Origin of the sequence: Streptomyces sp. NBC_01198 (genome assembly GCF_036010485.1) — a bacterium.
GTDB lineage: Bacteria > Actinomycetota > Actinomycetes > Streptomycetales > Streptomycetaceae > Actinacidiphila.
This window is the reverse complement of sequence record NZ_CP108568.1, coordinates 4,072,538-4,096,014: the sequence shown is the minus strand read 5'-3', so window position 1 is coordinate 4,096,014 and position 23,477 is coordinate 4,072,538. Positions and strand designations below refer to the sequence as shown.

Here is a 23,477-nt window from a genome sequence, read left to right as displayed (position 1 = left end):
TTTCACGTGGAACATCAGTGCGCGCCTTCCGCGGGCTGCCCCGCTGCGGTGTCCGACGCCCCGCCCACCGGCTGACCCGGCAGTCCGATTGGCGGCCCGACCGGCGGCTGGCCTGCCGCGATGTGCTGCGTGCCGATCCGCTTGCGGAACACCCAGTAGGTCCACCCCTGGTAGAGCAGCACCAGCGGGGTGGCGACCGCCGCGCACCAGGTCATGATCCGCAGCGTGTAGGGCGTCGCCGAGGCGTTGCTGACCGTCAGACTCCAGGCGCTGTCGAGCGAGGACGGCATCACGTCGGGGAAAAGGCTCAGGAAGAACAGCGCGACCGTCGAGGCGATGGTCATCCCGGAGAAGGCGAACGACCAGCCCTCCCGTCCCGCGGCGTTCGCACCCAGCGCGAGGGCGAGGGCGACGGCGGCGACGATCAGCGCGACCAGGCTGCGGCCGTTGCCGCTGTCCGCCTGGGTCCAGAGCAGGAAGGCCAGCGCCAGCACCGCGGCGACCACGCCGGTCCTGGTGGCGAACGCCCTGGCCCGTTCCCGGATCGGGCCGACCGTCTTGAGCGAGGCGAAGACGGCACCGTGGAAGGTGAACAGCGCCAGCGTCACCAGACCGCCCAGCAGGGCGTAGCCGTGCAGCAGGTCGAACAGCCCGCCCACGTACTCCTTGTGGGCGTCGATCTTCACGCCGTGCACCATGTCGGCGAAGGCGACGCCCCACAGGAAGGCCGGCAGCAGCGAGGTCCAGAAGATCGCGTGCTCCCAGTTGCGCTGCCAGCGCTCGTCGTCCCGCTTGGCGCGGTACTCGAAGGCGACTCCGCGCACGATCAGGCAGACCAGGATCACCAGCAACGGCAGGTAGAAGCCCGAGAAGAGGGTGGCGTACCAGTCGGGGAAGGCGGCGAAGGTCGCGCCGCCCGCGCTGAGCAGCCAGACCTCGTTGCCGTCCCAGACCGGGCCGATGGTGTTGATCAGCACGCGCCGCTCGGTGCGGTCGCGGGCCAGCAGTTTGGTCAGGACGCCGATCCCGAAGTCGAAGCCCTCCAGGAAGAAGTACCCGGTCCACAGAACGGCGATCAGGACGAACCAGACGTCGTGCAGATGCATGATCTCTCCTCCTGCCGCTCAGTACGAGAAGGCCATCGGGCGGTCGTCGGCGTCCGCGCCGCCGCTGTCACCGCCGATACGGGTGGGGGGCCGCCGGTCGGCGTCGGTCAGTTCCGGCGGGCCCGCCTTGGCGTACTTCAGCAGCAGCCGGACCTCGATGACGGCGAGGACGGCGTAGAGGCCGGTGAAGACGATCAGCGAGGTCAGCACCTCCCCGATGGACACCCCGGGGGAGACCGCGTCGCGCGTGCGCAGCACGCCGTAGACCACCCAGGGCTGGCGGCCGGTCTCGGTGAAGATCCAGCCCCAGGAGTTGGCGATCAGCGGGAAGACCATGGTCAGCAGCGCCAGCCGCCAATACCAGCGGGACAGTCCGGGGCCGAAGCGGGTGGCTCTGGTGAGCATCAGCCGCGGCACCTCGTCCTCGCCGGTCCGGTGCTCGGGCGCCACCCACAGCCGGCGCCGGGTCAGCCACAGCCCGGCCGCGCCGACCCCGATCGAGACCACGCCGAAGCCGATCATCCAGCGGAAGCCCCAGTAGGCGACCGGGATGTTCGGCCGGTAGTCGCCGGGGCCGAACTTCTGCTGCTCGGCCTTGTTGACGTCGTTGATGCCGCCGACATAGGAGGTGAAGTTGTCGGTGGCCAGGAAGGACAGCAGGTTGGGGACGTCGATGGCGACCTCGTTGTGGCCCTTGTTGACATCGCCGACGGCGAAGATCGAGAAGGGCGCGCCCTTCTGGCCGTCCCACAGCGCCTCGGCCGCCGCCATCTTCATCGGCTGCTGCTTGAACATCACCTTGCCGAGCGTGTCGCCGCTGATCGCGGTCAGCGCTCCGGCGACGACCGCGACCACCAGGGCAAGCCGCAGCGAGGAGCGCATCACGGCGATGTGCTGCTTGCGGGCCAGATGGTAGGCGGCGATCCCGATCATGAAGGCGGCGCCGGTCAGGAACGCCGCCGACATGGTGTGGAAGAACTGGGCGAGCGCGGTGTTCTGGGTCAGCACCGCCCAGAAGTCGGTGAGCTCGGCCCGCTTGGTCTTCGGGTTGTAGCGGTAGCCGACCGGGTGCTGCATCCAGGAGTTGGCGGCCAGGATGAAGTACGCGGACAGGATCGTCCCGATCGAGACCATCCATATACAGGCCAGATGGATCCGCTTCGGCAGCTTGTCCCAGCCGAAGATCCACAGCCCGACGAAGGTCGACTCGAAGAAGAAGGCGATCAGTGCCTCGAAGGCGAGAGGCGCGCCGAAGATGTCGCCCACGAAGCGCGAGTAGTCCGACCAGTTCATGCCGAACTGGAACTCCTGGACGATGCCCGTGACCACACCCATGGCGATGTTGATCAGGAACAGCTTGCCCCAGAACTTGGTGGCTCTGAGGTATTTGTCCTTGGAGGTACGCACCCAGGCGGTCTGCAGGCCCGCGGTGAGCGCGGAGAGCGAGATCGTCAGGGGGACGAAGAGGAAGTGGTAGACGGTCGTCACGCCGAACTGCCACCTGGCGACGTTCAGTGGCTCCAGTGCGAGTTGCACGATACGTCTCCTTTGCGTCGCGCTTGTGAACGTGAACTCATTCACAAGCAGTATCACGCACATGCGTTCGCCCCCTGCCACCGGGGGGTGGTCAGGGGGCGAATGCGCAGCTCAGAGGCGCTTTCCTGGCGGTCGGGGAGTGCCCGATGGAGCGGGAGCCGGTCACATCTCCTTGCGGAACGTCTGCGCGGTCCGGAGCAGCAGGTCGTTCGCCGCCGTCTCGCCGACCGAGATGCGTACGCCCTCGCCGGGGAACGGCCGGATCATCACGCCCGCCCGCTCGCAGGCCTGGGCGAAGGCCTCGGTGTGCTCCCCCGTCCGCAGCCAGACGAAGTTCGCCTGCGTCTCCGGCACCGTCCAGCCCTGCGCGGTCAGCTCGCCGGACACCCGGGTCCGCTCGACGACCAGCCGCGCGACCCGCTCCAGCAGCTCGGGCTCGGCGTGCAGGCTCGCCACCGCCGCGTCCTGGGCGAGCTGGCTCACCCCGAAGGGCACCGCGGTCTTGCGCAGCGCCTCCGCGACCGGCTCGTGCGCGATGGCGAAACCGATCCGCAGCCCGGCCAGGCCGTACGCCTTGGAGAAGGTCCGCAGCACCGCCACGTTCGGCCGCTCGCGGTAGAGGTCCGTGCCGTCGGGCACGTCGGGGTCGGTGTTGAACTCGCGGTAGGCCTCGTCCAGCACCACCAGCACGTCGTCCGGCACCCGGTCCAGGAAGCGTTCGAGCACCGCCTTGCGCAGCACGGTGCCGGTGGGGTTGTTGGGGTTGCAGACGAAGATCAGCCGGGTCCGCTCGGTGATCGCGTCGGCCATCGCGTCCAGGTCGTGCCGCTCGGCGGCGTCCAGCGGCACCTGAACCGCCCGGGCACCGGTGATCCGGGTGATGATCGGATAGGCCTCGAAGGACCGCCAGGCGTAGATCACCTCGTCGCCGGAACCCGCGGTCGCCTGCAGCAGTTGCTGCGCCACCCCGACCGACCCGGTCCCGGTCGCGACATGCCCGGCCGGCACCCCGAAACGCGCCGCCAGCTCGCCGGTGAGCGCGGAACATGCCAAGTCCGGATAACGATTGAAAGACGCCGCAGCGGCGGCCGCCGCCTCCAGCACACCGGGCAGCGGCGGGTACGGGTTCTCGTTCGAGGACAGCTTGAAGGCCGGCATGCCCTCCTCCACCACCGGGGGCCGGCCCGGCTTGTAGGTGGGGATACCGTCCAGTTCCGGGCGCAGCTTCGGGGTCTCGGGGCTCATGGCCACACCCTACGAGCACCGCGCCGACCTGGGGAGTGCCCTGCACCACAGTGCTCCTGACCGCTCGCCAGGACCGCCGCCGGGCACCTGCCGCGCCACCCCCCGGGGTGGCGTCCGGCGGCCGTAGGCCGGCCTTGCCGCGAGCGCGCGGCCTTGCGCGCGAGCCGTGCCCCGGCCCATGCTCCGGTGGCGCGCGGGGTGGCGCGCGTCCCCCGTAGGAGTGAGTTGGCGTGACGCCTTCCGTTGGGCCAATGGCCGATGGATCGCCGTGCTCGCGCCCGTATCGCCTCAACTCCCGCCCTGCCAACCGCATATTCCACCTTGCATAACGTTTTCGATCATGCAGAAACCTTCCTTCCTGGTGCCCAGCAGGGTGGCGGCCGAGCGGACCAGCGCCGCCCTACTATCGGCAACGCCATGACAGCAGCAGGGAATCACCAGGCGAGCCGGCCCGTCGGACGCCGGCTGGAGCGGGCGGGGATCAGGGATGTCGCCGCTGCCGCCGGCGTCTCGATCACGACTGTCTCCGACGCGCTCAACGGCAAGGGCCGACTGCCCGACGCCACCCGACGCCATGTCCGTGAGGTCGCCGACCGGCTGGGTTACCGCCCCTCCGCCGCCGCCCGCACGCTGCGCACCGGCAGGTCCGGCCTGATCGGCCTGACGGTGACGACATACGGCGAAGAACCGTTCACCTTCACCGAATTCGCGTACTTCGCGGAAATGGCGAGGGCCGCCACCTCCGCCGCGCTGGCCCGCGGGTACGCCCTGGTCATCCTGCCCGCCTCCTCCCGGCACGACGTGTGGGGCAACGTGGCGCTGGACGGCACGGTCGTCGTCGACCCCTCCGACCAGGACCCGGTGGTCACCGAACTCGTCAGGCAGGGCGTGCCGGTGGTCAGCGACGGCCGCCCGGCCGGCAGCCTGCCCGTGCACGCCTGGGTCGACAACGACCACGAGGAGGCCGTACTCGGCATCCTCGACCACCTCGCGGCGGCCGGCGCCCGGCGGATCGGCCTGCTCACCGGCACCAGCACCGACACGTACACCCGGCTGTCGACCACCGCCTACCTGGAGTGGTGCGAACGCATCGGCCAGGAACCGGTCTACGAGGCCTACCCGGCGCACGACCCGTGCGCGGGCGCGGTCGCCGCGGACCGCTTACTCGCCCGGCCCGACCGCCCCGACGCCGTCTACGGCCTCTTCGACCCCAACGGCACCGACCTGCTCGCCGCCGCCCGCCGCTACGGCCTGCGGGTGCCCGACGACCTGCTGCTGGTCTGCTGCAGCGAGAGCACCGGCTACGCCGCCACCGAACCGCCCATCACCACCCTGTCGCTGAAACCCCGCCGGATCGGCACCGCCGTCGTGCAGTTGCTCATCGACGCCATCGAAGGCGTCGGACCCGCGCAGCCCGTGCAGCAGGTGATGCCGACCGAGCTGATCATCCGTACGTCCTCGCAGCGCCGCACCCACCGCACCACCGTCAGCCCACCCCGCGCCCCGGCCCGGGGCGAGGGCTAGCTACCGTCGGACGGCGCCCCAGAACGGCGACGCGCGGCACCGTCCTTCGTCAAGCCTTCGTATTCCGGCGGTGCCTACGGGGTGTTTTGTCTGTACCGTGCGAAATCCAGCTGCCCGGGTATGTCACAACGCGACAGCGTCATTCCTATGATGGGCGGATGGCGGCGCGATCGTGGAGGGGTCGATGACTCAGGGGGCAGGTCAGGGGGCCGAGCCCGGGACCGCGGAGAGCTGGCGTCCCGAGGCGGCTTTTGAGCGCGCGGCAGGTTACGAGCACGCGCTGGGTGTCCCACCCGCGCCCGGGTTCGACCAGGCCGCGGGCACGGCGGAAGCCGTCGGGTACGACACCGGCGCCGCCGCGGCAGCGCAGTACGACACGCCCGGCGGCTACGAACACGAACCGGCCGCCGCGGGCTACGAGCACGTGCGGGAGGCGCCCGGCGGCTACGGCCACGAGCACCAACCCGCCGCGGGCTACGCCCAGGGGCAGCAGAGCGCGGCCGGCGGCTACCCCGCGCCACCGCCCGTCCCCGCCTTCGACAGCGCGCCGCCCGCGCCCCCGCACGCCCCGACGGTGCCCGCACCGCCCCGGCCGTACGACCCCACCGAGCAGGACGGCTCGCTGATCCCCGCCGAGTACACCCCCACCGCCCACGACCTGCCGGTGCTCGCCGACCCCTCGGAGACCGTCGGCGACCGGCCGGAGCGTCCTGGGCCGCTCTACGTCGTCGGCGATGTGCACGGATACCTCGACGAGTTGCTGGCCGCGCTCGCCGAACGCGGACTGGTGGACAGCGAGGGCCACTGGTCGGCGGGCAGCGCCCGGCTGTGGTTCCTCGGCGACTTCACCGACCGCGGCCCCGACGGCATCGGGGTGATCGAGCTGGTCATGCAGCTGTCCGCCGAAGCCGCCGCGGCCGGCGGATACTGCCGCGCCCTGATGGGCAACCACGAACTGCTGCTGCTCGGCGCCCACCGCTTCGGCGACACGCCGGTCAACTCCGTCGGCGGCACCGCCTCCTTCCTCGCCGCCTGGCGGCTCAACGGCGGCCAGCCCTCCGACATGGAGCGGCTCGAGGACCGCCACCTGACCTGGATCTCCCGGCTGGACGCCGCCCACCTCACCGACGGCCACCTGCTGATGCACTCCGACACCACCGCGTATCTGGACTACGGCAGCAGCATCGAAGAGATGAACGACGCCATCACCGGCGTCCTGCAGCGCAACGACGCCGACGAGTGCTGGGACCTGTTCCGCAAACTCACCAAGCGCTTCGCCTTCCGCGGGGACGACGGCCCGGAGGCCGCCCGCGAGATCCTCGGCGTCTACGGAGGTCAGCGGGTCGTGCACGGGCACAGCCCGATCCCCTACCTGCTCGGCGAGGCCGGCGGCGAAGTGCCGCAGGACGGCGAGGAACGGGGCTACGCGGTGAGCGGCCCGATGATCTACGCGGACAGCCTCGCGGTGGCGATGGACGGCGGCGTCACCATGGAAGGACGTCTGCTGGTTGCCCAACTCCCGCTGATTGGCTAGCCTCCACATTTCCTGGTTGCACCCTGTCACGGTCTGACCTCCCCGCTCTACCATCGCTTTATCCGTAGGCACACCGCTCTCCGCGCATCCGGCCGGCCGAGCCCGTTCCTCCCACGGAACACCGGCCTCGCCCGGGGAGTCGGAGCATCGGGGGATGCACATGACCACCGCCCCACACCTGCTCAACGAAGACCGCCCCGATTTCGAGCACGTACTGGACGAGGCACTGCGCATCGTTCTGGACGAGGACGGTGCCGCCGGCCCCGCGGGGCCGACCGGCACCGCAGGCAGCGGCCTGCCGCTGAACTCCGAGCAGTTGCGCACCCTTGCGCTGGCCGCCGCCGAACAGATCAGCGTGCAGGCGGCCGACGAGTACGACGTGTACCGCACCATCCGCGCCGAGACGCGGGAGGCGGTACGTGAGGCGGCGCAGTCCCGCGACAGCCGGGCGTTCGGCTACGCCGCCATGGGCGTCGCGGACGGTGCCGGCTCTGGGGCCGGCCTGGCCGCCGTCATCGCCGTCCTGACGCCGCTGCTCGCCGGAGCCGCGGCGGTCATCTTCCTGCTGATCGGCTACTCCATGGCCGCGGTCCACCCGCAGCCCGCGATCGCCTCGCCGCTGCGCACGGCTGGCTGGTTCTTCGCCGCCGTCACCGCCGCGTCGATCGTCCTGGGCGGCATCGGGCTGCTGCTGACCGCGCTGCGGACCGGCTCCACCGCCATCCACGACTCGGCCGACAGGATGCCGCCAGAGGTCGTACGGGCCCGGGAGGCCTGGCATCAGGCGCTGCTCGACCGCGGGTTGCTGCCCTTCCTCGACGACGCGCTGAACGACACCACGGCCCCCGTCGCGCCGGTCCGGGCGCCCTCCGTGCCGCGGATGCCGCGCCTTGGCTACTCGCGCCCCGACTTCTCCTCCCCGCAGGACCCGCAGCCGCGCGCCGCCGGGCCGCGGTTCAGCAGTCCGGACTTCAGCAGTCCCGACTTCGGCAGCCCGGACTTCGGCGGACCGGACCACGCGCCCGAGTGAGGCCGTCGCGGTGGCGGCACGGTCCCGCCCGCCTGCCGCGCGGCCGGCCGGACGCGGCCCCCTCCGCCCGAGTGACACCGCGCCCCCCGGTTGGCCGACCCCGGTCGCGCCCGGCACCTGGCGTTGTTTGACTCATCCCGTACCTGGTCAGACGGGAGAGGTCCATGCGCGTCCGCCGTACGCTCGCCGCCCTGAGCACGATCGTCCCGCTGGTGTGGGCGGCCACGGGCTGCTCCGACACCTCGGCCGGACAGATCACCGCCACTCGCGGCGCAACCTTCACCCAGACCATCAGCAACCCGATCCACGGCAAGTGCCACGCCTTCGCGCCGCTCGGGGTGGACCGGGTCAGCAACGGCCTCGCCATCGACATCGTCCTGCACAGGGGTGCCTCCTGCACCGACCCGGTCGGCCGCCCCAGCTCCTACCTGGCGACGACCCTCACCACCAGCGCGGTGGTCTCCCTCGGCCTGTGGCACAGCTTCTCCACGGTCGGCTGGGGCCCGCCGGCCGCCCCCAACTGACAGTGATGATGTTCGTGGTGACGCTACGGGTGGGCCTGACTCGCCAACTGACTGACGTCTCGACTGTCCTGTTTGGGATTTGTCGGCCCGCCGGGCGTCACCACGCACGCGGCCGGACGGGCGCTTGTGACTTCATAGGAGCTTGGTCCAGAAGCCCCGTCACTGTCTTGTCCACCCGCCCGACCGGCGCGTGCCGCCCTCGGAACGGACACGCCACAAGGACGGACATGACCAGCATGACGCACGACGGCCCGCAGATCACCGGCGGAGTCGACACCCACGGCCTGACCCACCACGCGGCGGTGATCGACACCATCGGCCGGCACCTGGCTGACCAGGAGTTCCCGGCCACGATCCGCGGCTACCGGGATCTGCTGGCCTGGATGCGTTCACTCGGCGAGCTGGCCGCGGTGGGTGTGGAGGGCACCGGCGCCTACGGGGCCGAACTCGCCCGGGTGCTCACCGCCGCAGGAGTCACAGTCATCGATGTCGACCGTCCGGACCGCAAAACCCGGCGGATGAAGGGCAAGTCCGACCCGATCGACGCCTACGCCGCCGCGACAGCCGTACTGTCCGGGCGGGCCACCGGCACCCCCAAGAGCCGGGACGGCGTGGTCGAGGCCGTGCGCGTGCTGCGGACCGCTCGCCGCAGCGCGGTCAAGGCCCGCACCCAGGCGATGAACCAGATCCGGGGCCTGCTGGTCTCGGCGCCTGCGATGCTGCGCGAGCAGGTCGCGGGAGTGGACCGGGCCACGCTGATACGCACGCTCGCCCGGCTGCGGCCCGGCGACGACCTGTCCCGCCCGCTGACCGCCACCCGGGCAGCCCTGCGCCGCCTGGCCCGCCGCCACCAGGCGATGGACGCCGAGATCGCCGAGCTGGACGCGGAACTCGGTCCGCTGACCCGGCAGGCCGCTCCCGCACTGCTGGAACTGTTCGGCGTCGGCCCCGAAACCGCCGGCCAACTGCTGGTCTCGGCCGGGGACAACCCCGAACGTATGCGTTCGGAGGCCGCCTTCGCGCACCTGGCCGGGGTCGCACCGATCCCGGCATCCTCCGGCCGCACCCACCGCCACCGCCTCAACCGAGGCGGCGACCGGGCCGCGAACAACGCCCTGCACACCATCGTGCTCGTCCGCATGCGCTACGACGAGCGCACCCGCACCTACGTCGAACGCCGCACCAAGGAAGGCCTGTCCAAAAAGGACATCATGCGCTGCCTCAAACGATTCGTCGCCCGCGAGGTCTACCGCGCCCTGACCAGCACACCGACCGAACAAGCCACACAAACCGACCTTGCTCCTGCCGCTTGACATCTATAGGAGCATCCGGCGGCCGCGGCCCCGGCCGCACGCCTCGCGCCCGGGGCCACGGCGCGGCTCACTGAGCGGATTCCGCCAGCGGCAGGTAGACCCGGTTGCCCGCTTCGGCGAACTCGCGGGACTTCGCCGCCATGCCCGCCTCGATCTCGGCCTCGGTACCGCCGTGGGCGCGGCGGATGTCCTGGGAGATCTTCATCGAGCAGAACTTCGGCCCGCACATCGAGCAGAAGTGCGCGGTCTTCGCCGGCTCCGCCGGCAGCGTCTCGTCGTGGAAGGCGCGGGCGGTGTCGGGGTCGAGGGCCAGGTTGAACTGGTCCTCCCAGCGGAATTCGAAGCGGGCGTCGGACAGGGCGTCGTCCCAGGCCTGGGCGTCCTGGTGGCCCTTGGCCAGGTCGGCGGCATGGGCGGCGATCTTGTAGGTGATCACGCCGGTCTTGACGTCGTCCCGGTCGGGCAGGCCCAGGTGTTCCTTGGGGGTGACGTAGCAGAGCATCGCGGTGCCCCACCAGGCGATCATCGCCGCGCCGATGCCGGAGGTGATGTGGTCGTAGGCCGGGGCGATGTCGGTGGTCAGCGGGCCGAGGGTGTAGAACGGCGCCTCCTCGCAGATCTCCTGCTGGAGGTCGATGTTCTCCTTGATCTTGTGCATCGGGACATGGCCCGGGCCCTCGATCATGGTCTGCACCTGGTGGCTCTTGGCGATGGAGTTCAGCTCGCCGAGGGCGCGCAGTTCGGCGAACTGCGCCTCGTCGTTGGCGTCGGCGACCGATCCGGGGCGCAGGCCGTCGCCGAGCGAGTAGGTGACGTCGTAGGCGGCGAGGATGTCGCAGAGCTCGGCGAAGTTCTCGTAGAGGAAGTTCTCCCGGTGGTGGGCCAGGCACCAGGCGGCCATGATCGAGCCGCCGCGGGAGACGATGCCGGTCTTGCGCCGGGCGGTGAGCGGCACGTAGCGCAGCAGCACGCCGGCGTGCACGGTCATGTAGTCGACGCCCTGTTCCGCCTGCTCGATGACGGTGTCCTTGTAGATCTCCCAGGTCAGCTCCTCGGCGCGGCCGTCGACCTTCTCCAGTGCCTGGTAGAGCGGGACGGTGCCGATCGGGACGGGGGAGTTGCGGAGCACCCACTCGCGGGTGGTGTGGATGTTGCGCCCGGTGGACAGGTCCATGACCGTGTCGGCGCCCCAGCGGGTGGCCCAGGTCATCTTCTCCACCTCCTCCTCGATGGAGGAGGTGACCGCGGAGTTGCCGATGTTCGCGTTGACCTTCACCAGGAAGCGCTTGCCGATGATCATCGGCTCGGTCTCCGGGTGGTTGACGTTGGCCGGCAGGACGGCCCGGCCCGCGGCGATCTCGTCGCGTACGGTCCGCGGCGGGACGTTCTCGCGAAGCGCGACGTATTCCATCTCCGGGGTGATCTCGCCGCGCCTGGCGTAGGCGAGCTGGGTGACCGGCTGCCCGTCGCGGGCGCGCCGGGGGAGCCGCGGGCGGCCGGGGAAGACCGCGTCGAGATTCCGCAGGCCGCCGCGGGGTGCGGTGTGCTTGATGCCGTCGTCCTCGGGGCGGACCGGCCGGCCCGCGTACTCCGCGGTGTCGCCGCGGCCGATGATCCAGTTGTCCCGGACCGCGGCGAGGCCCCGCCGGACGTCGGTCCGCACCGACGGGTCGGTGTAGGGGCCTGATGTGTCGTACAGCGTCACATCGCGCCCGTTGGTGAGGTGCACCTGGCGGACCGGGACGGTGATGTCCGGCCGTGACCCGGTGAGATACGCCTTGTGCCAGCCGATTTCGCGCGTGCGTGCGTCCTGCGTGGTCATGAGACCTACTCCCTACGCCGGCATTACCCGGTAACAGGTTCGGCGGTCGGCGCAGCTGTGGCGGCGGCGTGGTAGCCGCTTCCGCTGTCAGCGCCCTCTCAGCCCGGTGCTCCGAGCTCCCGCGTTTGCAAAGGTGCTGCCAACGGTAGCGGTTGGCTGCATACAGGCACCAGGGGACCTTGCGGTGATCGGCCGGTGGACTCCTCGCCCCATGAGCAAGCGCACCGCCCGGCGTCCGGGCCGGCCGTCCCCCACCAGGGCGGCGGGCACGGGCACGGCCATACGCGCGGCCCGGTGCCGCGCGGCGGCTGCGCCGGGTCATCGCCGCGGTGCTGGTGCCGTTCGCCGCGGCCGTGGTGGTCGGCCTGGTGGTGCTGCGGCCGGGCGGGGCGCCGCATCACGCCCGCACCGGCGTCGGCTTCGACCAGCAGACCCGGCAGGGCAGGGTCGTGCAGCTGGTCGCGATCTCCTGCAAGGCCTCGGGGGCGGCACCGGACACCGACGCGGCCGGGACGCCGGCCGGTGACCACGTCGTCGCCGAGGAGATCGTCAGGACCCTGGTCGGCAGTATCGGCCTGGTCGCGTCAGTACCGCTGACGACGGCGCTCGCGGCACTGGTGGTCAGCGCGGACCGCCGGCCTGCGGCGGCCGGCCGGGCCGGGGGACGTACCGACGGGCACGGCGGCGGGGTACGTACGGCCGCCGCCGGTGGCGGGGGCCACCGGCGGCGGGGGCCACCGGCGGCGGGGGAAATGAGGGGCGGGGGGTCGCGGCGGCCGTCACCAATCGCGCTTCGACGACTTCGAGGACCCGCCGGACGTGACGCGTTTCACGACCAGGACCAGTGCCCCGACCAGGATCACGAACACGACCAGCTTGAACAGCAGGCCGATCACGAAGCTCACCAGGGCCGCGACCAGGGAACCGAAGACCACCAGCGCGATCACCGGTACGGCGACCCACTTGACCCACCACGGCAGGCCCTTCAGCAGCTTGTCCATGACGCCTTGACTCTCCTTCGTCCCCGCACCGGGGTCGGTCCGGCGGTTCATCCGCCGATACATCGACTGTAAAGCCACTCGCACCCGATGTGGGGGCCGAGGACGCCGGATACGACCCTGAACGCACCCCTAGGGTTCCGGCGGGGAGAACACCACCATGACCCTGAGATCCTCGGTGATGTGGTGGAAGCGGTGGACGGTGCCGGCCGGTACGTAGATCACGCTGCCGCGTGCGACGGTCGTCGTCTCCTCACCGACGGTGATCGCGCCCCGGCCGCTGACCACCAGGTACACCTCGTCCTGCGCGTGCGGCTGCTGCGGGTCGCTCTCCCCCGCCTTGAGCGCGTAGAGCCCCGCCGACATGTGGGGCTCCTTGAGAAAGCGCAGGTAAGCGCCCTGATTCGCGGCTCGTTCCGCGTCGAGGTCGTCCAGCCGGAACACCTTCATCGCCACTCCTCCGCTGCGGTCGGGCTACGGTTCTGTTCCGTCTCTTGCCCTGCAGATCAGGTCTGCGACGATCACACCATGAAGAATTTCCTCGTCAAAACGCTGGCGAACGCGGGAGCGCTCGGCGTTGCCACCTGGGTGATCAAGGACATCACCCTGACCGGCGACTCGACCTCCCGCGCCGTGCTCAGCCTGATATTGGTCGCGCTGGTCTTCGGCGTGGTGAACTGGCTGGTGAAGCCGGTCGTCAAGGTGCTGTCCTTCCCGCTGTTCATCCTCACCCTGGGGCTGATCACGCTGGTGGTGAACGCCCTGATGCTGCTGCTGACGTCGTGGCTGGCCGGCAAGCTGGATCTGGACTTCCATGTGGACGGCTTCTGGACCGCGGTGGTCGGCGGTCTGATCGTCAGCATCGTGTCCTGGGCCCTGCACGTCGTCCTGCCGGACGACGAGTGAGCGGCGCGCCGGGGGGCACGGACATTCCCGGGGGGCCGGGGGACGGTGAACACGGCGGCGCTCCGGGCGGCGCCGGACACGGCGGTGGTCGCGGCGACAGCACGCGCAGCGTGCACGCGGGCCGGCCGCCATCGACGGCGTACGAACCCTCGCTGCCCGGACCGGTCTTCGTCTCGCACTACCACCTGCCGGGTGAGGCGAGCGGCCCTTACCTCTACGGCCGCGACGACAACCCGACCTGGGAGCGCCTGGAGCAGGCGATCTCCGAGCTGGAGGCGCCGGGCGACCCGGAGGTCGGCACGGCGGTCTTCGCCTCGGGCATGGCGGCCGTCGCGGCGGTCCTGCTCTCGCAGGTGAAGGCGGGGCAGACGGTCCTGCTGCCGTCCGAGAGCTACCAGACGACGCGCGCGCTGCGCGAGCGCCTGGAGTCCTACGGCGTGACCGTGCGGCTCGCGCCGACCGCGGGCGACGCGCAACTGGCCGCGCTGGAGGGCGCTTCGCTGGTGTGGCTGGAGACGCCGTCGAATCCCGGGCTGGACGTGTGCGACATCCGGCGGCTGGCCGACGCGGCCCATGCGGCGGGCGCGCTGGTCGCCGTGGACAACACGCTGGCCACGCCGCTGGGCCAGCGGCCGCTCTCGCTGGGTGCGGACTTCTCGGTGGCCAGCGGCACCAAGGCGCTCAGCGGCCACGGTGACCTGCTGCTCGGCTATGTCAGCACCAGGGACCCCGACCTGGCCGCGGGCGTGCGGTACTGGCGCAAGACGGTCGGCGCGATTCCCGGGCCGATGGAGGCGTGGCTGGCCCACCGCTCCATCGCGACCTTCGCCCTGCGGGTGGACCGGCAGGCCACGAACGCCGTGGCTCTGGCGACGGCGCTGCTCGCCCGCCCCGAGGTGACCGACCTGCGGCACCCGGGCCTGCCGACCGACCCCTCGCACGCGGTGGCGGCCCGGCAGATGCGCCGCTTCGGCAGTGTGGTGTCCTTCACACTGCCCGACCAGGCACACGCCGAACGCTTCCTGGCCGCGCTGCGGATGACGTCGGAGGCCACCAGCTTCGGCAGCATCCAGAGCACCGCGGAGCGGCGTGCCCGTTGGGGCGGCGACGCCGTGCCGCAGGGCTTCGTCCGCTTCTCGGTGGGCATCGAGGACCCGGAGGACATCGTGGCCGACGTGCTGCGCGCGCTGGACGCGGCGGCGACGGCGTGAGGGCCGCGGGCGCGTTACGCGGACCGGCCGGGCCCGCGGTGCGCCAGGGCGCGCGCGGCCCGGCCGAACGCCTCGATTGACGGCCGCGGGCACGTTTGCCCCCGGGCCCGCCGCGGCAGATGTCTGGCATGCCCCCGGACTCGCACCCCAGCCCCGCCACCCGCCCGGTGGTCAAGCGCACTGCCCGTGCCCTGGTCCTCGACGGTGACCAGCTCGTCCTGATCAAACGCACCAAGCCCGGCATGGCGCCGTACTGGGTGACGCCCGGCGGCGGGGTCGAGGATGACGACGCCGGCGTCCTCGCCGCCCTGCACCGCGAGATCGACGAGGAGCTCGGCGCCAAGATCACCGACGTGGTGCCCGCCTTCGTCGACACCGTCGAGCACATCGCGGAGGACGGTTCGCACGGGGTGAAGGTGCAGTTCTTCTTCGCCTGCCGGCTGGAGTCGATGGATCTCGACCGCCGGCACGGCCCCGAGGTGGACAACCCGTGCGGGGAGTACGAGGTGGTGCGGGTGCCGTTCAGCAGGATGGGCATCGCCTCGGTGGGCATCGTGCCGCTGACCCTGCGGCACTACCTCGACGCGAACATCGAGGGCGTGCTCGGGCTGCTCGGCCCCGAGCTGGGCTGAGGCCGTCCGGCCGCCCCACTGATAGGTCCGCTACGGGATCGTCCCGTTGCGGACCTATTTTGCTACCCTCGGTCGCATGACCCAGGACTCCGCCCTCATCCCCGCGGCCGCGCCCCCGCAGGGCGCCCTCGGCTCGGCCGCCGACGTGTCGTTCCTGCTGCAGCACACCGCCCACGTGCTGACCACGCAGATGACCGCCGCCCTCGCCGAGATCGGCATGTCGCCGCGGGCGCACTGCGTGCTGGCGCACGCGGCCCAGACCGAGCGGACCCAGGCGCAGCTCGCGGAGCTGTCCGACCTGGACAAGACCACGATGGTGGTGACCGTCGACCAGCTGGAGCGGGCCGGGCTCGCCGAGCGGGTGCCGTCGGCGACCGACCGCAGGGCGCGGATCATCCGGGTCACGGAGGCGGGCGCGGACGTGGTGGCCGCCGGGCAGCAGATCGTCGACCGGGTGCACGACGACGTGCTGGCCGCGCTGCCGGAGCCGGAGCGCTCCGCCTTCGTCTCGGCGCTGAACCGGCTGGTCACCGGCCATCTGGCGGCGCCGGCGGAGCACCCGGAAGGGGTGCAGGGGGTGCGCCGTCCGCGGCAGGCCCGGGCGTGAGCGGCCGTCGGCGCGACACCTAAGCCCGTAATAGATAGTCTCCAACGAAACCTTCTGCTACGGTCGCTCCTGGCTACCCATCCGCCAGGAGGCGACCCCATGCCACTGTCTTCCCGCTCCCGCAGTGCCGCCCTCGGCGTGCTCAGCGCGGGCACCCTGATGATCATCCTGGACGGCACGATCGTGACCGTCGCGCTGCCGTCCATCCAGCACGACCTGGGCTTCTCCCAGTCCGCGCTGGCCTGGGTGGTGAACGCCTACCTCGTCGCCTTCGGCGGCCTGCTGCTGCTGTCCGGCAGGATCGGCGACCTCATCGGCCGCCGCCGCGTCCTGGTCGGCGGGCTGGCCGCGTTCACCGCCGCCTCCCTGGCCTGCGGCCTGGCCGACTCCGCCGGCCTGCTGATCGCGGCCAGGTTCGTCCAGGGCGCGGCGGGAGCGATGGTCTCCGCGGTCAGCCTGGGCATGGTGATCGCCCTCTACCCGGACCCGAACGGCCGCGGCCGGGCCATGGGCGTCTACAGCTTCGTCCAGTCGGCGGGCGGCGTGCTCGGACTGCTGACCGGCGGTGTCCTCACCCAGGCCGTCAACTGGCACTGGATCTTCTTCGTCAACCTGCCGATCGGCGCGGCGGCCGCCGTGCTCAGCCTGCGCCTGCTGCCGGACGACAGCCCCGCCGCCGGATCCGGCAACCCCGTGCGCGGCGCGGACGCACCCGGCGCGCTGCTGGTCACCGCGGCCCTGATGCTCGGCGTCTACGCCATCGTCGGCACCACCGACCACGGCTGGACGTCCGCGTCCACCGTCAGCTTCAGCGCGGTCTCGCTGGCGCTGCTGGCCGGCTTCCTGGTCCGCCAGGCCACGGCGGCACAGCCGCTGATGCCGCCGCGGCTCTTCCGCTCCCGGCTGGTGACCGGCGCCAACATCGTGCAGGCGCTGATGGTGGCCGGCGCCTTCGGCTTCCAGTTCATGATCAGCCTCTACCTCCAGCGGGTGCTGGGCTACGACCCGCTGCGGATCGGCCTGGCCATCGCGCCCACCGGGCTCGTCATCGGCGTGATGTCGCTGGCGCTCTCCGCCAGGCTCGGCGCCCGCTTCGGCGAGCGGGCAGTGCTGCTGCCGAGCCTGGCCCTCTTCACCGGCGGCTTCCTGCTGCTGGCCCGGGTGCCGGCCGGGCACGCCTCGTACGTCACCGACATCCTGCCGGCGACGCTGGTCTTCGGGACCGCCTTCGGGCTGGCGATGCCGGCCCTGATGTCGCTCGGCATGGCGGACGCCACCCCCGCCGACGCCGGCTTGATCTCCGGCGTCTTCAACACCGCCCAGCAGATCGGTGCCGCCCTGGGCCTGGCCGTGCTGGCCGCGCTGGCCACCGCCCGCACCGACCACCTGACCGCCGCCGACCACCCGCAGGCCGCCGCGCTGACCGGCGGATACCACCTGGCCTTCCTGGTCGCCGCGGGCCTGCTCGCCGCGGCGGCCCTGGCAGCGGCGGTGCTGCTCAGGTCCCCGGGAGGCTTCGGCGCGGCTGCTGCCGTGGCGGACTCGGCGGCGGGGGATCCGGCCGCGGTCAGTGCCAGCCCGGGAAGCCCCCCGGAAGCGGAGCCGACGGATCGTAGGGCGCACGTGTGAAGACGAAGGACCCCAGGTCGAGATGGCTGACCGTACCGTCCGGCCCGCTGACCGCCCGCAGCGTCTCACCTGCGTAATAACCCTCGCGACCGGTCCAGGTCCCGTCATGTTCCACGTGGAACCGGGTGGCGCGGCCCTGGCCGGTCAGCGACGCGAGGCTGGGGCCGCCGTCGGCGTCGATCCGCAGCACGAAGGCCTGGGTGCCCCAGTACCAGGGGCCCGCCAGCTCCAGCAGGTCCGGGCCGAGCGTGTCCGCCGGACGCCAGGCCGCCGGCAGTCCCGGCTCCGCGTCGGCGGTGATCGCCAGCAGGTCAGCGGCGATGGCACCGATCTGCGGGCCCGAGGTCACGTTCGCCAGCGTGATCGCGCCGACACCGTCCTTGGGGCTCAACCAGAGCGACGCCAGGAAGCCGGGCATCGAACCGGTGTGCCCCACCAGCTGGCGGCCGCCACGCCGGGCCAGCTGCAACCCCAGCCCGTAACCGCCCTCCGGGTCGGTGGGCTCGGGCGGCGCGGCGGGCTGCCGCATCTCCTCCAGCGTCGCCGCGCTCAGCACCCCCTCCCGACCCGCCGTCAGGAAGGCAGCCCAGCGGGCCAGATCACCGGCCGTCGACCACAACTGCCCGGCCGGCGCCATCCGCCCGGTCTCCTGTACGGCCTCGGGCCGCATCACATCCGCCCACGGATGGACGGCGAAGCCGCCCGCCGCGGGGGCCTGCGGCAGCAACGTCGTGCGCGCCATGCCCAGCGGATCGAGCACCTCGGCGCGCAGCGCCTCGCCCCAGGAGACCCCGCGCAACTGCTCCACCAGCGCGCCGAGCAGCGCGAAGCCGGGGTTGGAGTAGTGGTAGCGGCGGCCCGCCGGGTGCTTGACCGGGTCGGGCCCGAGCACATCCGCCAGCTCGGGCCGCAGCGCGCCCGGGGTGCGCTCCCACCAGGGGCCCGGGGTCTCAGAGGCCAGTCCCGAGGTGTGGCTGAGCAGCTGGCCCACCGTCAGCTGCCGGGCCGCCGACAGCCCGGCCGCGTCGAGCCCGGCCTGACCGGGATCCGCCCAGGACGCCGCCACCTCCGGCAGATGGCGGCCCAGCGGGTCGGTCAGGTCCAGCCGGCCCTCGTCGCGCAGCCGCATCACCAGCACCGCGACGAAGGACTTGGTGATCGAGCCGATGCGATACTGCGTGTCCGCGTCGGGGGCGTGGCCCTCGATCATGCTGCGAGCACCGCACCAGACCAGCGCGCCGTCCCGTACCACCGCCCCGACCAGCGAGGGGGTGCGCCCGTCGCGCTGCCCCACCGCCACCCGGTGCAGCAACGCCCGCCGGGTGCCGGGCAGCAGTTCGTCCGTGCCGCCCGTGCCGCCGCCACTCCCCGATCCGGTGTCCGCACTCACTCGTAGCCGTCCCTCCGCGCTTGGCTGCCGCGGGGCGTCAGGCCCGCGCGTCATTACGGTAGTCGGCGGGGCCGAAGCGCACCGACACGATCGACATCCGCATCGACCGCACCCCGGGCAGCAGATGGGAGATCGGGGCGACGGCGTAGAGGCCGCGGCCGCGCGGCAGCGGCAGGCTGCGCACCTCGGCGATCCGCGGGGAGGCGGTGGCCACCTTGGGGTACTCCCTGGTGTCCATGCCCCACTGCCAGCGCGGGGCGCGATAGCCGCCTGCGGTGTCCAGGGCGCCGGCCTGGTTGCGGGCCACCATGCCGCGCGGGAGCGCGTCGAAGAGGAACGAGCCACCGGGAAAGCGTTCCGCACAGGCGGCGATGAGCCGCTTGACCTCGCGCGGCGGCAGGTACATCAGTAGGCCCTGGGCGGTCACCAGCACATCCTGCGGCGGCGTGCCGGCGTCGAGTTCGTCCATCCACCGCAGGTCGAGGGCCGAACAGGCGACCGTACGGCGGCGCGGCGGGTCGTCGGGCAGCAGCTTCTCGCGCAGGGCCACCGTTTCTGGCAGGTCCACCGTCAGCCAGTGCGCCCGGCCGTCGTCCACCCGCCAGAACTGCGTCTCCAGGCCTTCGCCGAGCGCGACGACCGTGCCGCCGGGATGTGCGGCGAGGAAGCGGCGCACCTCGGCGTCCAGGCAGGCGATCCGCAGCGCGTGCCACTGGGCCATGCCGTCGCCGGCGAACCGCTCGAAGGGGTAGTCGATCCGCTCGACCAGTTCCACCGAACGCGGGTCGTCCAGCAGGCGGCTGCCGACCCGCGCAGCCTCCACCGACCGCTGGTAGAGATTCCACAGCAGCGTCTCGGGGACGCCCTCCAACCCGGCCGTGATCCGGTCCGCCTGCCTGTCCTCGTCCATCCCTCCAGGCTCCCACCCGGGCGGGCCGCAGCGGGGGCAGGGGCGGCCCCAGGTCAACTCCCCGTCAAGACAGGCGGTTTCCCCGCCCACCCCGTGTCAGAAAGGTTGACACCCCCCAGGGCCGGGCGTAGATATCACCACTGCCAGAGAGCGCTCTCAGCCCGCTGGCGGTTCCTCCTACCACCCCCCACACTCGCGCGTTGCCTTCCGACACGTAGGAGCAGACACATGAGGGTCACCCCACAAGGGCTCTCCATATCCCGTAAACGTTTCCGACAGTCACCGCAGGCCATCGCCCTGCTCATCCTGGTGATGATCGCCTCGGCCTATCTGTCGATCGTGGCGACCTCGTCACGCGCGGCCACGCCGGTGCTGCTCTCGCAGGGCAAGCCCGCCACGGCCTCGTCCGTGCAGGACGCCTTCACCGCCGGCGCGGCGGTCGACGGCAACACCGGCACCCGCTGGTCCAGCGCCGCCTCCGACCCGCAGTGGCTCCAGGTCGACCTGGGGTCAAGCCAGCCGATCACCCAGGTGGTGCTGAACTGGGAGGCCGCCTACGGCAAGTCCTTCCAGATCCAGGTGTCGGACAACGGTTCCACGTGGAACAGCATCTACTCCACGACCACCGGCACCGGCGGCGTCCAGACGCTGAACGTCACCGGCACCGGGCGCTACGTGCGGATGTACGGCACGGCACGCGGCACCCAGTGGGGCTACTCGCTGTGGGAGTTCCAGGTCTACGGCGGCTCCGGCGGCGGTGGCACCCCGCCGGCCACCTGCGGCACGACCACGGTCGCGCTCGGCAAGCCCGCCACCGCTTCCTCGACCGAGAACGCCGGCACCCCGGCGTCCGCCGCCTTCGACGGCAACGCGGGCACCCGCTGGTCCAGCGCCGCCTCCGACCCGCAGTGGGTCCAGGTCGACCTCGGCTCCTCGCAGGCGCTCTGCGGCGCCCAGTTGAGCTGGGAGACCGCCTACGCGAAGGCGTACCAGATCCAGGTCTCGGACAACGGTTCCACGTGGAACACCGTGTACTCCACCACCAACGGCCCGGGCGGGGTGGAGAACCTCTCCTTCAACGCCACCGGCCGCTACGTGCGGATGTACGGCACCGTCCGTGCCACCCAGTACGGCTACTCCCTGTGGGAGTTCACCCTGCTGACCGCCGGTGGCGGCGGCACCACCCCGCCGCCCGGCGGCGGCGACGGCAGCTGCCCCTGGGTGGGGTCCACCGCGCCGGTCTCGACCCGCGTCTCGCAGGTCATGGCGCAGATGACCGCCGCGCAGAAGGTGTCGATCCTGCACGGCAACAACAACGCCTCGCCGTACATCGGCAACATCACCGGCATCCCGTCGCTGTGCATCCCGAACATCGGTCTGCAGGACGGCCCGCACGGCGTCGGCGACGGACTCGGCGGTGTCACCCAGATGCCGTCCGCCAACGCCTCGGCGGCCACCTTCGACAACGCACTGGAACAGCAGTACGGCGCCGCGATCGGCGCGGAGTTCGCCGGCAAGGGCGTGCAGGTGGCGCTCGGCCCGACGCTGAACATCGTCCGCGACCCGCGCTGGGGCCGCTCGTTCGAGACCTTCAGCGAGGACCCGTACCTCAACGGGCAGATGGCCACCGCCGACATCAAGGGCATCCAGAGCCAGGGTGTGATGGCCGAGATGAAGCACGTGGCCGTCTACAACATCGAGAACCCGGCCGGCACGGTCATCGTCGACAAGCGGACCTTGCAGGAGCTGTACCTGCCCGCCTTCCAGGCAGCGGTGCAGCAGGGGTCGCCGGCCGCGGCGATGTGCGCGTACAGCATCGTCAACAACGTGCCGGCCTGCCAGAACCCGGACCTGATGAACACCGCCCTGTACCAGCAGGCGAACTTCGGCGGCTTCATCACCAGTGACTGGGGCGGCACCCACTCCACGGTGGAGTCCGCCAACGCGGGCCTGACCGTGGAGATGCCCAACGGCTACTTCTTCGCCGACTTCCTCGCCCAGGCCGTCGCCAACGGCACGGTCAGCCAGACCACGCTCAACACCATGGTCAGCCGGCTGCTCACGCAGTTCTTCGCCTTCGGGCTGTTCGACAAGGCACCGAGCGGTTCACGGGACGCCACCGTGACCACGCCCGCCCATGTCCAGGTCGCGCTCCAGGGCGCGGAGGAGGGCGCCGTACTCCTCAAGAACAACGGCATCCTTCCGCTGTCCACTGCGACCACCCACTCCATCGCGGTGATCGGCTGGGACGGCGGCGCCGGAGTGCAGTCCATCGGCGGCGGCAGCGCCACGACCACCAGCTCGGGAACGGTCTGGCCGATCACCGGCATCCAGAACCGGGTCGCCGGCACCGGCACCACCGTGCAGTACAACGACGCGACGAATCTGTCCGCGGCCGTCACCCTGGCCCGCAGTTCCGATGTCGCGATCGTCTACGCCAGCGACAACTACGGCAACGAGGAGCACGACACCACCACCTTGGACCTGCCCGACAACGGCGGCAGCCAGGTCAAGCAGAACGACATGATCGCCCAGGTGGCGGCGGCGAACCCGCGCACCATCGTGGTGCTCAACAACAACTCCGCCATCAACATGCCGTGGCTGAACCAGGTCGCGGGCGTCTTCGAGGGCTTCTACCCGGGCCAGCAGATCGGCACGGCCATGGCGGCGCTGATCTTCGGCGACGTCAACCCGTCCGGCAAGCTGCCGGTGACCTTCCCGAAGTCGCTGGCCGACGTGCCCGCCAACACCGCGGCCCAGTGGCCCGGCACCAACGGGCAGGTGCAGTACAGCGAGGGCCTGGACGTCGGCTACCGGTGGTACGACGCCAGGAACATCGAACCGCTCTTCCCGTTCGGCTTCGGCCTGTCGTACACGACCTTCGGCTACAGCAATCTGCAGGTCGGCGCGCTCAGTGGCGGCAACGCCACCGTCCACGTCACGGTGACCAACACCGGGTCGCGGGCCGGCACGGACGTCGCCCAGCTCTACGTCGGCGACCCGGCGTCCACCGGGGAGCCGGTGCACCAGCTGCGCGGCTACCAGCGCGTCACCCTCAACCCGGGCCAGTCGCAGACCCTGACCTTCACCGTCAGCACCCATGACCTGGCCTTCTGGAACACCGGCAGCAACAACTGGACCACGGCAGCGGGCAGCTACCAGATCCTGGTGGGCGACTCCTCCCGCAACCTGCCGCAGACCGGCACGCTCACCGTGCCGGCCACCGTCAACGGCGCCATCGCCGCCGCCCTCGCCCCGAAGGCGGCCGCCGCGGACTCCGCGGCACCCGCCACCGCGGCGCCGCTGTCCGTGCCCAACCCGCACGGCATGAGCAGCCCGGTGCACTCCGCCGTCGACTGGGCCTTCGACCCGGCCGACGCCGCCGCGCACCACACCTACACCGCGTCCGGCCTGCCGCCCGGCATCTCGCTCAGCACCAGCGGGCGCTTCACCGGCACGGCGAGCAGGGCCGGCAGCTACACGGTCACGGTCACCGCGCGGGACCAGGCCGGTGCCACCGGCTCGGCGACCTTCGTCTGGACGACCACCTGACCCTTCCC

General features: G+C 71.5%; 19 protein-coding genes. 11 read left to right on the top strand and 8 right to left on the bottom strand.

Annotation, left to right across the window (positions count from 1 at the left end; translation table 11 throughout):
* Positions 1-14: 14 nt before the first annotated feature.
* From cydB to hisC, 3 genes are all read right to left on the bottom strand, one after another.
* Positions 15-1,106, bottom strand: a complete 1,092-nt coding sequence (cydB, locus tag OG702_RS18360) for a cytochrome d ubiquinol oxidase subunit II (protein WP_327289972.1) — start codon at positions 1,104-1,106, stop codon at positions 15-17.
* A gap of 18 nt (positions 1,107-1,124) precedes the next feature.
* A complete protein-coding gene (locus OG702_RS18355; RefSeq protein ID WP_327289971.1) occupies positions 1,125-2,642 on the bottom strand; it encodes a cytochrome ubiquinol oxidase subunit I in 1,518 nt (505 codons plus the stop codon).
* A 162-nt stretch (positions 2,643-2,804) separates the two neighbouring features.
* On the bottom strand, positions 2,805-3,887 hold the full coding sequence (hisC, locus tag OG702_RS18350) for a histidinol-phosphate transaminase (RefSeq protein ID WP_327289970.1): 1,083 nt from the start codon (positions 3,885-3,887) through the stop codon (positions 2,805-2,807).
* Positions 3,888-4,304: 417 nt separating this feature from the next.
* On the opposite strand from hisC, the gene OG702_RS18345 reads away from it, so the two are divergent.
* The 5 genes from OG702_RS18345 (at position 4,305) to OG702_RS18325 (ending at position 9,812) form a co-directional block, all read left to right on the top strand.
* Positions 4,305-5,411, top strand: a complete 1,107-nt coding sequence (locus tag OG702_RS18345) for a LacI family DNA-binding transcriptional regulator (RefSeq protein WP_327289969.1) — start codon at positions 4,305-4,307, stop codon at positions 5,409-5,411.
* Positions 5,412-5,595: 184 nt separating this feature from the next.
* Complete coding sequence (locus OG702_RS18340) at positions 5,596-6,945, top strand: metallophosphoesterase (protein WP_327289968.1); 1,350 nt, start codon at positions 5,596-5,598, stop codon at positions 6,943-6,945.
* Positions 6,946-7,099: 154 nt separating this feature from the next.
* The gene (locus tag OG702_RS18335) at positions 7,100-7,975 is read left to right on the top strand and encodes a hypothetical protein (RefSeq protein ID WP_327289967.1); all 876 of its coding nucleotides are present in this window, start codon (positions 7,100-7,102) and stop codon (positions 7,973-7,975) included.
* A 164-nt stretch (positions 7,976-8,139) separates the two neighbouring features.
* A complete protein-coding gene (locus OG702_RS18330) occupies positions 8,140-8,499 on the top strand; it encodes a hypothetical protein (RefSeq protein WP_327289966.1) in 360 nt (119 codons plus the stop codon).
* A 227-nt stretch (positions 8,500-8,726) separates the two neighbouring features.
* Positions 8,727-9,812, top strand: a complete 1,086-nt coding sequence (locus OG702_RS18325) for an IS110 family transposase (RefSeq protein ID WP_442814307.1) — start codon at positions 8,727-8,729, stop codon at positions 9,810-9,812.
* A gap of 67 nt (positions 9,813-9,879) precedes the next feature.
* On the opposite strand, the gene thiC is transcribed toward OG702_RS18325, so the two are convergent.
* The 3 genes from thiC to OG702_RS18305 form a co-directional block, all read right to left on the bottom strand.
* On the bottom strand, positions 9,880-11,634 hold the full coding sequence (gene thiC / locus OG702_RS18320; protein WP_327289965.1) for a phosphomethylpyrimidine synthase ThiC: 1,755 nt from the start codon (positions 11,632-11,634) through the stop codon (positions 9,880-9,882).
* 779 nt (positions 11,635-12,413) lie between these two features.
* Positions 12,414-12,635, bottom strand: coding sequence for a DUF5326 family protein (locus OG702_RS18310; protein ID WP_327289964.1), 222 nt, complete (start codon positions 12,633-12,635; stop codon positions 12,414-12,416).
* A 129-nt stretch (positions 12,636-12,764) separates the two neighbouring features.
* Positions 12,765-13,082, bottom strand: a complete 318-nt coding sequence (locus OG702_RS18305) for a cupin domain-containing protein (RefSeq protein ID WP_327289963.1) — start codon at positions 13,080-13,082, stop codon at positions 12,765-12,767.
* A gap of 78 nt (positions 13,083-13,160) precedes the next feature.
* Here OG702_RS18305 and OG702_RS18300 point away from each other — a divergent pair, with 78 nt between their 5' ends.
* The 5 genes from OG702_RS18300 (at position 13,161) to OG702_RS18280 (ending at position 17,617) form a co-directional block, all read left to right on the top strand.
* Positions 13,161-13,538, top strand: a complete 378-nt coding sequence (locus OG702_RS18300; RefSeq protein ID WP_327289962.1) for a phage holin family protein — start codon at positions 13,161-13,163, stop codon at positions 13,536-13,538.
* Positions 13,535-14,749 (top strand): cystathionine gamma-lyase, encoded by a 1,215-nt coding sequence (locus OG702_RS18295; RefSeq protein WP_442814463.1) that lies wholly within the window; start codon positions 13,535-13,537, stop codon positions 14,747-14,749. The genes OG702_RS18300 and OG702_RS18295 overlap by 4 nt, the downstream gene beginning before the upstream one ends.
* A gap of 128 nt (positions 14,750-14,877) precedes the next feature.
* Positions 14,878-15,381 (top strand): NUDIX hydrolase, encoded by a 504-nt coding sequence (locus tag OG702_RS18290; RefSeq protein WP_327289961.1) that lies wholly within the window; start codon positions 14,878-14,880, stop codon positions 15,379-15,381.
* A gap of 76 nt (positions 15,382-15,457) precedes the next feature.
* Positions 15,458-15,988 (top strand): MarR family winged helix-turn-helix transcriptional regulator, encoded by a 531-nt coding sequence (locus OG702_RS18285; protein ID WP_327289960.1) that lies wholly within the window; start codon positions 15,458-15,460, stop codon positions 15,986-15,988.
* Positions 15,989-16,087: 99 nt separating this feature from the next.
* Positions 16,088-17,617, top strand: a complete 1,530-nt coding sequence (locus tag OG702_RS18280; protein WP_327289959.1) for a DHA2 family efflux MFS transporter permease subunit — start codon at positions 16,088-16,090, stop codon at positions 17,615-17,617.
* Here OG702_RS18280 and OG702_RS18275 read toward each other — a convergent pair.
* Positions 17,556-18,953, bottom strand: coding sequence for a serine hydrolase domain-containing protein (locus tag OG702_RS18275; protein ID WP_442814719.1), 1,398 nt, complete (start codon positions 18,951-18,953; stop codon positions 17,556-17,558). The genes OG702_RS18280 and OG702_RS18275 overlap by 62 nt on opposite strands.
* Positions 18,954-19,044: 91 nt before the next feature.
* Positions 19,045-19,917, bottom strand: coding sequence for a class I SAM-dependent methyltransferase (locus OG702_RS18270; RefSeq protein ID WP_327289957.1), 873 nt, complete (start codon positions 19,915-19,917; stop codon positions 19,045-19,047).
* 312 nt (positions 19,918-20,229) lie between these two features.
* Here OG702_RS18270 and OG702_RS18265 point away from each other — a divergent pair, with 312 nt between their 5' ends.
* Positions 20,230-23,469, top strand: coding sequence for a discoidin domain-containing protein (locus OG702_RS18265; RefSeq protein ID WP_327293277.1), 3,240 nt, complete (start codon positions 20,230-20,232; stop codon positions 23,467-23,469).
* Positions 23,470-23,477: the final 8 nt, after the last annotated feature.

Bases quoted from the DNA above. Each gene is read 5' to 3' on its own strand.
- cydB (WP_327289972.1), bottom strand. From the start codon at position 1,106: ATGCATCTGCACGACGTCTGGTTCGTCCTGATCGCCGTTCTGTGGACC.
- hisC (WP_327289970.1), bottom strand. From the start codon at position 3,887: ATGAGCCCCGAGACCCCGAAGCTGCGCCCGGAACTGGACGGTATCCCC.
- OG702_RS18345 (WP_327289969.1), top strand. From the start codon at position 4,305: ATGACAGCAGCAGGGAATCACCAGGCGAGCCGGCCCGTCGGACGCCGG.
- OG702_RS18340 (WP_327289968.1), top strand. From the start codon at position 5,596: ATGACTCAGGGGGCAGGTCAGGGGGCCGAGCCCGGGACCGCGGAGAGC.
- OG702_RS18335 (WP_327289967.1), top strand. From the start codon at position 7,100: ATGCACATGACCACCGCCCCACACCTGCTCAACGAAGACCGCCCCGAT.
- OG702_RS18330 (WP_327289966.1), top strand. From the start codon at position 8,140: ATGCGCGTCCGCCGTACGCTCGCCGCCCTGAGCACGATCGTCCCGCTG.
- OG702_RS18325 (WP_442814307.1), top strand. From the start codon at position 8,727: ATGACCAGCATGACGCACGACGGCCCGCAGATCACCGGCGGAGTCGAC.
- thiC (WP_327289965.1), bottom strand. From the start codon at position 11,634: ATGACCACGCAGGACGCACGCACGCGCGAAATCGGCTGGCACAAGGCG.
- OG702_RS18310 (WP_327289964.1), bottom strand. From the start codon at position 12,635: ATGGACAAGCTGCTGAAGGGCCTGCCGTGGTGGGTCAAGTGGGTCGCC.
- OG702_RS18305 (WP_327289963.1), bottom strand. From the start codon at position 13,082: ATGAAGGTGTTCCGGCTGGACGACCTCGACGCGGAACGAGCCGCGAAT.
- OG702_RS18300 (WP_327289962.1), top strand. From the start codon at position 13,161: ATGAAGAATTTCCTCGTCAAAACGCTGGCGAACGCGGGAGCGCTCGGC.
- OG702_RS18290 (WP_327289961.1), top strand. From the start codon at position 14,878: ATGCCCCCGGACTCGCACCCCAGCCCCGCCACCCGCCCGGTGGTCAAG.
- OG702_RS18285 (WP_327289960.1), top strand. From the start codon at position 15,458: ATGACCCAGGACTCCGCCCTCATCCCCGCGGCCGCGCCCCCGCAGGGC.
- OG702_RS18280 (WP_327289959.1), top strand. From the start codon at position 16,088: ATGCCACTGTCTTCCCGCTCCCGCAGTGCCGCCCTCGGCGTGCTCAGC.
- OG702_RS18270 (WP_327289957.1), bottom strand. From the start codon at position 19,917: ATGGACGAGGACAGGCAGGCGGACCGGATCACGGCCGGGTTGGAGGGC.
- OG702_RS18265 (WP_327293277.1), top strand. From the start codon at position 20,230: ATGATCGCCTCGGCCTATCTGTCGATCGTGGCGACCTCGTCACGCGCG.